This window comes from Rhizobium sp. 01T437 (assembly GCF_056398505.1).
This window is the reverse complement of the sequence record NZ_JBFTPM010000015.1, coordinates 132,028-143,841: the sequence shown is the minus strand read 5'-3', so window position 1 is coordinate 143,841 and position 11,814 is coordinate 132,028. Positions and strand designations below refer to the sequence as shown.

General features: G+C 60.2%; 11 protein-coding genes and 1 pseudogene. 10 read left to right on the top strand and 2 right to left on the bottom strand.

Annotation, left to right across the window (positions count from 1 at the left end; translation table 11 throughout):
• Positions 1-302 (bottom strand): annotated as a pseudogene (locus tag AC1DM5_RS26540) (hypothetical protein); the annotation flags it as partial.
• 97 nt (positions 303-399) lie between these two features.
• Here AC1DM5_RS26540 and AC1DM5_RS26535 point away from each other — a divergent pair.
• The 8 genes from AC1DM5_RS26535 (at position 400) to AC1DM5_RS26500 (ending at position 9,269) form a co-directional block, all read left to right on the top strand.
• Positions 400-576, top strand: a complete 177-nt coding sequence (locus AC1DM5_RS26535) for a hypothetical protein (RefSeq protein ID WP_477975998.1) — start codon at positions 400-402, stop codon at positions 574-576.
• Positions 577-1,401: 825 nt separating this feature from the next.
• Positions 1,402-3,096, top strand: a complete 1,695-nt coding sequence (locus AC1DM5_RS26530; RefSeq protein ID WP_477820748.1) for an ABC transporter substrate-binding protein — start codon at positions 1,402-1,404, stop codon at positions 3,094-3,096.
• A gap of 19 nt (positions 3,097-3,115) precedes the next feature.
• Positions 3,116-4,096, top strand: coding sequence for an ABC transporter permease (locus AC1DM5_RS26525; RefSeq protein ID WP_477820747.1), 981 nt, complete (start codon positions 3,116-3,118; stop codon positions 4,094-4,096).
• Positions 4,096-4,998: an ABC transporter permease gene (locus AC1DM5_RS26520; RefSeq protein WP_037096740.1), complete on the top strand. Its 903-nt coding sequence runs from the start codon at positions 4,096-4,098 to the stop codon at positions 4,996-4,998. Before AC1DM5_RS26525 ends, AC1DM5_RS26520 begins: the two co-directional genes overlap by 1 nt.
• Positions 4,995-5,810, top strand: a complete 816-nt coding sequence (locus tag AC1DM5_RS26515; protein WP_477820746.1) for an ABC transporter ATP-binding protein — start codon at positions 4,995-4,997, stop codon at positions 5,808-5,810. Before AC1DM5_RS26520 ends, AC1DM5_RS26515 begins: the two co-directional genes overlap by 4 nt.
• Positions 5,807-6,733: an ABC transporter ATP-binding protein gene (locus AC1DM5_RS26510; RefSeq protein WP_477820745.1), complete on the top strand. Its 927-nt coding sequence runs from the start codon at positions 5,807-5,809 to the stop codon at positions 6,731-6,733. Before AC1DM5_RS26515 ends, AC1DM5_RS26510 begins: the two co-directional genes overlap by 4 nt.
• Before the next feature lie 13 nt (positions 6,734-6,746).
• Positions 6,747-7,217 (top strand): GNAT family N-acetyltransferase, encoded by a 471-nt coding sequence (locus tag AC1DM5_RS26505; RefSeq protein ID WP_477820744.1) that lies wholly within the window; start codon positions 6,747-6,749, stop codon positions 7,215-7,217.
• Positions 7,218-7,247: 30 nt separating this feature from the next.
• A complete protein-coding gene (locus tag AC1DM5_RS26500; protein ID WP_477975996.1) occupies positions 7,248-9,269 on the top strand; it encodes a beta-N-acetylhexosaminidase in 2,022 nt (673 codons plus the stop codon).
• A gap of 126 nt (positions 9,270-9,395) precedes the next feature.
• On the opposite strand, the gene AC1DM5_RS26495 is transcribed toward AC1DM5_RS26500, so the two are convergent.
• A complete protein-coding gene (locus AC1DM5_RS26495) occupies positions 9,396-9,857 on the bottom strand; it encodes a winged helix-turn-helix transcriptional regulator (RefSeq protein WP_477820742.1) in 462 nt (153 codons plus the stop codon).
• Positions 9,858-9,942: 85 nt separating this feature from the next.
• Here AC1DM5_RS26495 and AC1DM5_RS26490 point away from each other — a divergent pair, with 85 nt between their 5' ends.
• Together AC1DM5_RS26490 and AC1DM5_RS26485 are read left to right on the top strand one after the other, a co-directional pair.
• The gene (locus AC1DM5_RS26490) at positions 9,943-10,758 is read left to right on the top strand and encodes an oxidoreductase (RefSeq protein ID WP_477820741.1); all 816 of its coding nucleotides are present in this window, start codon (positions 9,943-9,945) and stop codon (positions 10,756-10,758) included.
• 49 nt (positions 10,759-10,807) lie between these two features.
• Positions 10,808-11,809: an NADP-dependent oxidoreductase gene (locus AC1DM5_RS26485; RefSeq protein ID WP_477820740.1), complete on the top strand. Its 1,002-nt coding sequence runs from the start codon at positions 10,808-10,810 to the stop codon at positions 11,807-11,809.
• Positions 11,810-11,814: the final 5 nt, after the last annotated feature.

The following is an 11,814-nucleotide window of genomic DNA, read 5'->3' as shown; positions in this document are numbered from 1 at the left end:
GCGCAATAGAGGTTTCGATCACGGGACCCAACGAACAAGAATGCAGCAGCCGGAACCAGAACCGCGAGCAAATCGATCACGAGGGCCGGCATCCCGCCCGACAAGCGGTGTCGCCGTGAAAGCAATGTGCCGCTCAATTGGAGGACATAGGCCAGCCAAATTGCCGCAAGTAGCAGCTCAAAGACAAGCCTCTCCTGTCCAGTAAGGCCCCGCGTCGTCAGTGTGGCAACGACCAAGAGACCGATTGTAGCGAACAGCGCGTTGAGCGGCGTCGAAATCTTTGAGAATGGCACTGCCGACATTACATACTCCCAACCGCCCGGCATTCGTCGACAATAGATACCTTCGGGCCACACGCAAGGGAACGGGGGTCTGATGCAGGTGCCGCCCGAGGATCCCGTGACTCACGAGGACGTCATCGAAAACCGAAGGACGCATGCCAATTACAGCCGTTACTACAAGTCCAAAATGTTCCAGAACAATTGCAAGGACTGCCTGCTGCGCGCCGTAGATCCGGATGCGCTGAAGGTAAGGAACACGAGGGGTGAGCTCCACGGGGGAGCGCCGCACGCCTGAGGCGCCAACCGAAATGCGGTCACCGCTTTCCCGGCCTTGTCCTTCAGTCATGCACGCCGGATTCATTAAATAATCGCCCAAGTTGCTTTCCCGCTACTGGACCATCGCTACATGGACGATGTTGGCCGCTTACGCTTCAGGCTCACACCTATCGCGGAGAAACTACCAAACCAAGGCTCTCAGGCGCGAACCTACGCGGATTCACCACTAATAATGACACCCGCCTGAGGCAACGACGAAGGGGAATGGAGGATCCTGTGAGACTCGAACTCGCGACATCATCCTTCGGAGGGGTGTGCTCTTAATCCTCGCTGAGCCGATCGCCCATTCCACCGTCATCGGGCCCCCTACCAACGCGGCTTGTGGTCGATCATTTCCTAGCTTGGTCAGTAATTTCTTCTGAGGCCAGCAGTTCGTTCGCCCGAGCACGAACCCGATCGATATTGACAATATCGCTGTGGGGATCGACGTGGGCGTGCACGTTGCGGGTCGGAACTGTATCTCCGAGGAAGCCTAACCCACTCATACCTTGGGACCAAGTGATCTTGACGGCAGCATGCGCTATTTTGGCAACGAAGTTCGCGGACCCAAATTGCGCGTCCGTCCATCGACACACCTCAACCACGCGGGCGCTTGATGGACGAGAACTCCGATGATGAGTTCATTGGCCAGTTCTTGATTTCAATATGGCCAGTTTTCGGATCGCTTGGCCAATACCTCGTTTCATTTTTCATTTCCACCCGATTGACCGGATCGGAAATCTTGCGTTAGCTTGATTAAATCAATTTGATTGACTCAAAAAATAACAACTAAGGGAACGTGAAAATGGGACTGGATAAGAGCGTATTCCGCAGTGTTTCTGCGCGTGCCGGCTGGGCGGGGACGACCGCCTTGCTGGCGGTGATGGCGTTTGGCGCGTCGGCTGTTTCGGCCGCCGAAGCCGTGCTGACGATGCATATCGAAGAGCAGACGAGCTGGGTGCAGAACTTCAATCCGTTCGACCTTGCCGGCCGCCGGCAGAGCACCATGGATTTCATCTATGAGCCGCTCGTCATCTTCAACGCACAGGACGGCGGCAAGCCGGTCTGGCGCCTTGCCAAGAACTACAAGTTTTCCGACGACATGAAGTCGATCACCTATGAACTGCGCCCGGGCGTGAAATGGTCGGACGGCCAGCCGCTGACATCGGCCGACGTCAAATATACGATCGATCTGATGCTGAAGAATGCCGCGCTCGATACCGTTGGCGTCGGTGAAACAGTGGCATCCGTCGAGGCGCCGTCGCCGACCGAGGTGACGATCAAGCTCAAGGCCGTCAATTCCGACTTCCCGGAATCGCTCGCCGACCTCGCCGTCATTCCTGAGCATGTCTGGAAGGATGTCTCCGATCCCGTGGCATTCAAGAACGAGAAGCCGGTTGGCTCGGGTCCGATGACGGAAGTGCGCCGTTTCACGCCCCAAGTTTATGAGCAGTGCCGCAACCCGAACTATTGGGATGCAGCCTCTTTACACGTCGATTGCCTGCGCCTGCCGCAGATTTCCGGCAACGACCAGATGCTCGCGATCCTGCCCGAGGGCAATATGGATTGGATCGGCTCCTTCATTCCCGAGATCGATAAGACATTCGTGGCGCTCGACGCTGAACATAACGGCTATTGGCAGCCGCCGGCCGAAACCGTTGCCTTCCAGATGAACTTCAAGACCAAGGACGAGGGCAATCTGGAAGCCTATAAGGACCTCAACTTCCGCCACGCCTTCAGCCTTGCCATGGACCGCAAGTCGATGGTCGATATTGCCGGCTTCGGTTATCCGGTCGTCAACGAGCACGCCTCCGGTCTGCCGCCGCGTTTTGAAGGCTGGAGCAACAAGGCGGCTGAAGGTGACAAGGACGCCTTCATGGGCCTGGACACCGACAAGGCCAACAAGATCCTCGACGATGCCGGTTACAAGAAGGGTGCGGACGGTTTCCGCACGACCCCCAGCGGCAAGCCGATCGCCTTTCCGATCATCGTTCCGAACGGCTGGACGGACTGGATCGACGCCGTGCAGATCGCCGTTGAAGGCCTGCGTGCGGCCGGCATCAATGCCTCGGTTGCCACTCCCGAATACGAACAATGGCGCAAGCAGATTCTCGATGGCAGCTTCGAGGTCGTCATGAACTCGCGCGCCGACGGCGCCACACCTTTCCGCGGCTATTACCAGAATCTCTCGACCGCCTATGGTGGGCGCATCACTGGCGCTCCCTCGCGCTACTCGAACCCGAAGCTCGATGCGCTTTTCGATCAGTATCTGAAGGCGACATCGGATGAAGATCATAAGAAGATCTTCAACGATATCCAGCTGCTGGTTGCCGATGACTTCCCGGTCGTGCCTGTCTTCAACGGACCGACCTGGTATCAGTTTTCGAGCAAGCGTTTCACCGGCTGGGTCACCGACAAGGATCCGGTCATGAACCCGGAAGATCATGACAACAACCGGATGCGCCTTATGCATCTCCTGCGCCTGAAGCCGGTCCAATAAGACCGGCGAGGGAAGGGATATGCGTGTTTCCGGACGGCGCCTCGGCGTTTATGCAGTCGCCCTGGCGTTCGCCATCGTGATGAATTTCATTCTTCCCCGGCTCATGCCGGGGACACCCGTCGATGCGATGGTCGCCCAGCTCGGCCCGCGGGCCACACCCGCAGCCGTTGAGGCGATCAAGGTTCGCTTCGGCGTCGTCGATCAGCCGATGCTTCTGCAATTCGTCGATTATCTGAAGGGGCTTGCGACCTTCGATCTCGGCGTCTCGGTCAAATATTATCCTCAGACCGTCGTTCAGGTTCTCGCCCGCTCGACGATCTGGACCATTTTCCTCGTCGTGACCGCCATCATCTTTTCGCTCTGCATCGGCGTCGTGCTTGGCGCGGTCTCGGCATGGCGGCGGGGTGGCCGGTTCGACACGATCGTCTCGCCGCTATCGGTCATCATGATCTCGGTGCCGCCTGTCATCATCGCGCTGACGACGCTTTTCGTCTTCGGCGTCTCGCTGCGCTGGTTTCCGGTCGGTTACGCCTATGACCCGAATCTCGATCCTGCGTTCAACTTCACCTTTGCAGGCAGCGTCTTCATGCATGCCATCCTGCCGGTACTGACGCTTTCGCCTTTCCTGATCGGTGAATTCCAGACGACCATGCGTTCGTCGATGATCTCGATCCTCGGGGAGGACTATGTGACGATGGCCCGCGCCAAGGGCCTCAGCCATCTTAACGTGATGTTCGGCTATGGCGCGCGCAACGCCATGCTTCCTGTCCTGACAAACCTTGCCCTCATGCTTGGCGCCGTCTTCGGCGGTTCGATCGTTACCGAGATCGTCTTCAATTATCCGGGGCTCGGCCTGACGCTCTATACGGCGAGCATTGCCCGCGATTATCCGGTCATCCAGGGGCAGCTGCTTCTGATGACGCTCGCAACGCTCGGGGCCAACTTCCTCGTCGACATCATTTACGGGTTTATCGACCCCCGACTGCGGGATGCTGTGTAATGGGCTTCACGCTGAGATCCATCCTTCGCCAGAAGAAGGCCGTCGCCGGCCTCATCATTGTTGTCGCTCTCTGGCTCATGGCGCTATCTGCACCGATCATCGCGCCCGGCGAACCCGGCGCCCGTGTCGGCCGCTCTCACCAGCCTCCGTCCATCGAGCATGTGCTCGGCACGACGAAGATGGGCCGCGACGTCTATCGCCAGTTCGTCTGGGGTGCGCGCAGTTCGCTCACCGTCGGTTTTGCGACGGGCATTGCAATCACCGTGATCGGCACCGCCATCGGCCTCGTCGCCGGCTATGTCGGCGGCAAGACGGATGCCGCCCTCGATCTCGCAACGAACGCGGTACTCGTTGTTCCGAACATGCCGCTCTTGATCCTGCTTGCCTCTTTTGCCGGTACGGTCGGGCCGATGACGATCATGACGATCATCGCCCTGACCTCGTGGCCATGGGGCGCCCGCATGACACGGTCGCAGACGATGGCGCTGCGCAATCGCGATTTCGTCACCGCATCGAAAATGATCGGCGAGCCCGCCTGGCGGATCATCTTCGTGGAGATCCTGCCGAACCTCACACCGTTGATCGGTATCAACCTTGTCGGCAGCATCATCTATGCGATCGTCGCGCAGACGACGCTCGAATATCTCGGTTTCGGCGATCCGCTGAAAGTGTCCTGGGGCACGATGCTCTATAATGCCCAGAACGCTTCGGCGATTATGGTCGGGGCCTGGTGGGATGTCGGTGTCCCGGCGGTCGGCATTGCCGTGACGGGCCTTGGCCTCGCACTGCTCAATTTCACCTTCGACGAGATCGCCAATCCGCAGCTTCGCTCCGGGCCAGCGCTGTCACGCTGGTTCCGCCTGACTCGCGCCCGCAACCGTCAACTGGAGGCTGGCCGATGAGCGACAATCTGCTGGAAATCGAAAGGCTCAACGTCGACTACCTGCTCGACAAGGGCGAGTTCCGCGCCGTCAAGGACGTGTCGTTCAGTATCGGTCGAGGCGAGATCTTCGGGCTGGCGGGTGAATCCGGCTGCGGTAAGAGCACCATCGCCTATGCCATCACGCGCCTTTCGAAGGCCCCGGCCTGGATCAGCGGCGGCAGCATCCGGATGGACGGGCAGGATCTTCTTAAAATGCCGGAGCGGGAGCTGCAGAGGATCCGCTGGAAGCGTATCGGCATGGTCTTTCAGAGCGCCATGAACTCGCTCAATCCTTTGATGCGCGTTGAGGCGCAGTTCCACGATGTGCTCTACCGGCACACCGGCTGCTCGCGCCAGGAGTCACGGGTGCGCGGCGAGGAGATGTTCCGGCTTGTCGGCATACCGCCGCAGCGCATCAGCGACTATCCGCATCAGTTTTCAGGCGGCATGCGCCAGCGCATCGTCATTGCCATCTGCCTGGCGCTGAGGCCGGAGCTCATCATCATGGACGAGCCGACGACGGCACTCGACGTGGTCGTGCAGCGCGAGATCCTCGAACAGGTCGTCGATCTGCAACGGACTTACGGTTTCTCGGTACTGTTCATCACCCACGACCTGCATCTGATGGCGCAGCTTTGCCAGCGCATCGGCATCATGCTGAAGGGCGAACTCGTCGAAGTCGGCGACGTGCGTCAGGTCAGCCAGGCGCCGTTGCACGACTATACGCGCAAGCTCTGGAACGCCATTCCCCAGCTTCCGAGCAAGCCCCATCTTTCAGGAGCATTGGCATGAAGCCCGAGGCACATCCGCTCCCGGCCGAAGCCGTCATACGGCTTGAGGAGATCAGGCGCCAGTTCGGCCCGGTGCATGCGCTGAAGGGTGTTTCCTTTTCGCTCTTTCCCGGCCGCGCGCTGGCACTCGTTGGCGAATCCGGTTGCGGCAAGACGACCTGCGCCCGCATCATCGCGCGTCTCGACCGGCCGACCGGCGGCAAGCTGTTCTTTCACGGGCAGGATCTGACCGCCCAGGGGACGGCAAAAGACGAGCGTCTTTATCGCAAGGACGTGCAGATGGTCTTTCAGGATCCGTTCTCGTCGCTCAACCCCGCCTTCACCGTCAGCCATCATCTTTCCCGGCCGCTGCAGCTTCACAGCCAGAACACGTCGCGGACCGCCCTTGAGAATGGCATTGCGGGATTGCTGGAAAGCGTCGGCCTGGACCCGGCCGTGTCGAAACAGAAGTTTCCGCACGAGCTGTCGGGCGGCCAGCGGCAGCGTGTCAACATTGCCCGGGCACTTGCGGTATCGCCAAGCGTGCTTGTCGCCGACGAGCCGACCTCGATGCTCGATGTTTCCATCCGCAAGGATATTCTCGATCTGCTCGCGCGGGTGAAGCAGGGGAACGAGCTAGCGATGCTCTATATCACTCATGACATCGCGACGGCGGCGCATGTGGCCGAAGAGATCGTCGTGATGTTTGCTGGCCAGATGGTCGAATGGGGCGACACCGAAACGGTGCTCTCCAGTCCGCGTCATCCCTATACCCAGTTGCTGCTTTCCGCAGTGCCTGACGGCGGACGGCCCTTCGTGACCGGCGGCAGCGCGCGCTTCCTCGAACAGGCAGAGCGCGTCCGATCACTCAGCCGCCCGGAATCCACCGTGATCGAGCAAATCGGTCCCAATCATTTCATGCGCGCGCTCGGCGCGCAGAGCTAACAGGACGTCTTTCATGGATTATCTCGTCAACTTGTCGACCCTTCCGCAGGACACAAAGTCACCCGACGCCATGGCAAAGGCCGGCGTCACCATCCGCCGTGCCCTGCCGCCCGAACTGAAGCTGATTGTCCGCTGGATCGACGAGCATTTCGGCGAAGCTTGGGCAAGTGAGGCAACGGTTGCAATGACGCGCCAACCGCCGACCTGTTTCATCGCCACGCGCGAAGGCAAGCTCGTCGGCTTTTCCTGCCACGAGGCGACCGCACCCGACTTCTTCGGACCGACCGGTGTCGAGGAGAGCCTGCGCGGGCTTGGCATCGGCAGGGCACTGCTCTTTGCCAGCCTCAATGACCTGAAAACCATGGGCTATGGCTACGCGATCATCGGGGATGTCGGCCCATCCGCCTTCTACGAAAAAGCCGTCGGCGCAACTGCGATCCCCGATTCCGCTCCCGGCATCTATGCCGGCATGCTCAAGTCCTGATTTCGACAATACGAATAGAAAGAAACGATCATGTCCACACCGCCACCTCGGGCCCTGCGGCTCGAAACATTCTGGAATCCGCCGGCCGAGGGCAAGGATTTTTCCTATGTCCTGCAGCTCAAGAATCTCAATGCCGAGCCGCTATCCGGCTTCTCACTCTGTGTCAGCGGGCCCGGGCGGGTCGATCCCGCCGGTCGCGTCGAGGGTGCGACAGTTTCCAAAAGGCTGTCAAATTTCACCGAATTTCATCCTCCGGAAGGCTTCGCTCTGGATAAGGGCGAGACCTGGACGATTTCCGTCCATGCATTGAGCTGGCAGTTCCGTCATTGGACGGATGGTGCAACGAACGCCTATCTGGCCTTTGCCGACGRCAGCACAATTTCGCTTGGGCTCGAGCCGACGCGGTCTTCCGCCAGCAACGCACCATTGAAGCGTGGCGCGGAGATCTTTCCGGTACCTGCCAGTGTGCCCGTTTACGTTTCAATCATTCCCTGGCCGAACCACGTCGCCGTCGGTTCGCGTCAGCCCTTGCCAGCAGGGTTTTCGCTGCAGGCCGACGATCCGGACGCAAAAGCGGCTGCCGACAGCTTCAAGGCGCTGGTCGACCATCTCTTCGCTGTCGAAGGCATCATCCGCACTGCCGCGGAAGGCGCTTCAAGCGTCAGCTTGAAGAAGACTGCCGGTTTCGGCCCCGAAGCCTATCGGCTGAGCTTCGAAGGCGAGGCGATCACCGTCGAGGCGAGCAGTCGCGCCGGCTTCCTCTACGGCCTTGTGACGCTCGGGCAGATCTGGCGCGGTGCGCGCCTACATCCAAGAACCTTCCAGTTCCCCGCCTCGGGCGAGATCGTGGATGAGCCGTCGATGGGTTGGCGCGGGCTGCATCTCGATGTTGCTCGTCAGTTCTACGGCGAGGCTGAAATCAAGAAACTCATGGCGGTGCTAGCCTGGAACAAGCTCAACCGTTTCCATTGGCACCTCTCCGATGACGAAGCTTGGCGCGTCGAGATCGATGCATATCCGGCGCTGACCGAAATCGGTGCGTGGCGCGGTCACGGTCTTGCCCTGCCGCCGCTGCTCGGCTCCAGCCCGGCCCGCACCGGCGGCTACTATACCAAGGCTGCCATTCGCGAGATTGTCGCCTACGCCCAAGGGTTCGGCATCGAAATCGTGCCGGAGATCGACATACCCGGCCATTGCTACGCCATGCTGCAGGCCATACAGGAACTGCGCGATCCGCAAGAGGCCGGCAGCTACTATTCGGTTCAGGGCTTCCCGGACAATTGCATCAATCCCGCCCGCGAAAAGACCTATGATGTCATCGAAACGATCTTTTCGGAACTCATCGAGCTTTTCCCCTTCAAGACCATCCACATCGGCGCCGACGAAGTGCCGCTAGGCGCATGGTCGGGCTCGCCGGAGGCTCTCTTAGAGCTGCGTTCGCTCGCCGGTGATGAGGTTGCCGATGCACATGCCAAGCGCCTGAACGTCATCACCAACACGCATGGTGCAGATGATATCCATGGTTCGGGTGCGGCCTTCCTGCAGGCAGAGTTCCTGAAGCGCATTCAGAGCTTCCTCGCCTCCAAGGGCTGCATTATCGGCGGCTGGGAAGAAGCGGCGCATGGCGACGTCATCGACAAATCGAAGAGCTATCTTTGCAGCTGGCGTAATGTCGAAGTCGCGGCCGAACTTGCCAATCGTGGCTATGAGATCGTCGTCTGCCCGGGGCAGGTCTATTATCTCGACATGGCGCTGCGGCCCGACTGGGATGAACCGGGCGCCAGCTGGGCCGGCACGTCGGATGCCGAGAAGATCTATACGTTCGATCCGGTCGGGGGCTGGACGGAAACCCAGAAGCAGAAGCTTCGCGGTATTCAGGCCTGCATCTGGTCCGAACCGATGACCGATCGCGCCGTCTTCGATCGGCTGGTCTTTCCGCGCCTGTCCGCGCTTGCCGAAACGGGCTGGACGAAACCGTCGTCCAAGTCGTGGGAGCGTTTCAGGGCGCTCGCTGGGCTGATGCCGCTGCTTTACGGCCTGCAGCAGTCGTAAGCTCGGGTTAGGATTGAGGATCATCTTTGCCATCACTGGAGACGGTGATGGCAATGGATGGGGACATCGCTCTCAAGCTGCGAGCTTGAGCGTCGCTGACACATCGAAGCAAGCCTGCGCTGGCAGTCAGTCCCGCTGATCCTGCGGCGGGGCGGCGCATCCAGGTTCGGCGATGCGAATGGGGCGGGTTCCAACAGGAGCGCCGGTCGCGCGATCGATGGTGACGGGATCGATCTCGGTTCCGGTTTCGGCATCGAAGAAACGGGTGACTTCGCCGCCGCCGCGGTGCTTGCGGCCCCAGGCGCCGATCGCAAACAGAACTGGTAAAAAGTCGCGACCGGCCTCTGTCAGCACATATTCGTCGCGCGGCGGGCGCTCGGAATAGCGACGTTTTTCCAGCAGCCCTTCCTCCGTCAGCGATGACAGCCGCCCCGTTAGCATTGTCGGGGCAATGCCGAGGCTTTTTCGAAAATCATCAAAGCGGGTCAGCCCGGCATGGGCGTCGCGCATGATCAGCATGCTCCACGCATCGCCCACGAGCGCCAGGCTGCGGGCGATAAGGCAGGGCTGATCCGAAAGTTTTTTCATGTCGATATCTTTTTAGTAGTGACTCACTATCAATTTAATAGTAACAGAATGCGCATCGATGTTCCATGACAAAACGAAGGCAGAGATGAGCAAGAGAGAACGCGGTATTGCGCTGGTCACCGGGGCGTCCTCCGGGATCGGGCTAGTGACGGCGAAAGCGCTGCGGCGCGACGGTTACCGTGTGTTCGGCACCAGCCGAAGGTCGATGCCCGATACTGCCGACGGGATCACGATGCTGATCTGCGATGTCATCGACGATCAATCCGTGCAGGGCGTCGTTGCCGAGGTTCTGAGCCGGGCAGGGCGGATCGATCTTCTCGTCAACAATGCCGGGATCGGCCTGCTTGGTGGCGCCGAGGAATCGACGACGGCACAGGCGAAGTCCGTATTCGACGTCAACGTCTTCGGCACCATACGGATGACGAACGCGGTGCTGCCGGTGATGCGGCGGCAACGCAGCGGCCGGATCGTCAACCTGAGCTCGATCCTCGGGCTGATCCCGGCGCCCTTCAACGCGCTCTACGCAGCGACCAAGCACGCGATCGAAGGCTACTCGGAATCCCTCGACCATGAGGTGCGCACGCAGGGCATCCGTGTCGTGCTCGTCGAACCGGGCGTCACCCGCACCTCCTTCGAGGAGAACATCACGCGGCCGGACCGGCCGCTCGCCATCTACGATGCGGTACGTGCCGACGCCGAAAAGCTGATGCGCGAAATCGTCTCGAAGGGCGATGCACCCGAAGTGGTGGCCGCAACTGTCGTCCGAGCCGCCAATGCGCCATCGCCAAAGAGACGCTACACGGCCGGAAAAGCCGCGGGACAGGTGCGCTTTATCCGCCGCTTTCTGCCCGAGTCCTTCGTCGACAGGAACCTCCGGAAATTCAACAAACTTCCCGACTGAGCCTGCCTTGTCGCCGTGCCGGCTCATCACAGAAACGAAAGTTCGTCCAATGAGAGCATTCCTGATCGATCGCTACAAGAAAGGCGGCGCCCTCAGGCTCGGCCACAGCCCCGAACCGCAACTGCGTGAAAACGACGTAATGGTCGAGATCCATGCTGCCAGCGTGAACCTGCTGGATGCCAAGATCCGGGACGGGGAATTCAAGCTCATCCTGCCCTATCGGCTTCCGCTGGTGCTCGGCAATGATGTCGCGGGCGTCGTGGTCCGGGTCGGGGCGAATGTCCGGCAATTCAAGCCGGGTGACGAGGTCTATGCGCGGCCTGGCCAGGATCGCATCGGGACGTTCGCCGAATATATCGCCATCGATGCGGCCGATGTCGCGCTGAAGCCCGCCAATCTCAACATGGAAGAGGCCGCATCGATTCCGCTTGTGGCGCTGACCGCATGGCAGGTTCTGGTCGAGCGTGCCAAATTGCAGAAGGGACAGAGGATACTGATCCATGCGGGCTCCGGCGGCGTCGGCACGGTTGCCATCCAGCTTGCCAAACATCTCGGCGCCCATGTTGCGACGACCACTAGCACGGCAAACATCGATCTGGTGAAAAGCCTCGGCGCCGACGTGGTGGTCGACTACAAGAAGGACGACTTCGAAAAGGTGCTGAAGGGCTATGATGTCGTGTTGAACAGCCTGGGCAAGGGCACGCTGGAGAAATCGCTCGCCGTTCTGAAGCCGGGTGGCAAGCTGATCTCGATATCAGGTCCGCCCGATCCCGATTTCGCCAAGGAGAACGGCTCGGGCTGGCTGCTGCAGCAAGTCATGCGCCTTTTGAGCTTCGGCATCAGGCGGAAAGCAAGACGCCGGGGGATCGGCTATTCTTTCCTCTTCATGACCACAAACGGCGCTCAGCTCGGCAAGATCACCTCGCTGATCGAGGCAGGCGCCATCCGCCCCGTCATCGACCGGGCCTTCCAATTCGAGAAGACCAACGAGGCGCTGGACTATGTGGAAACGGGCCGCGCGAAAGGCAAGGTCGTCATTGCGGTGAAGTGAGGTCT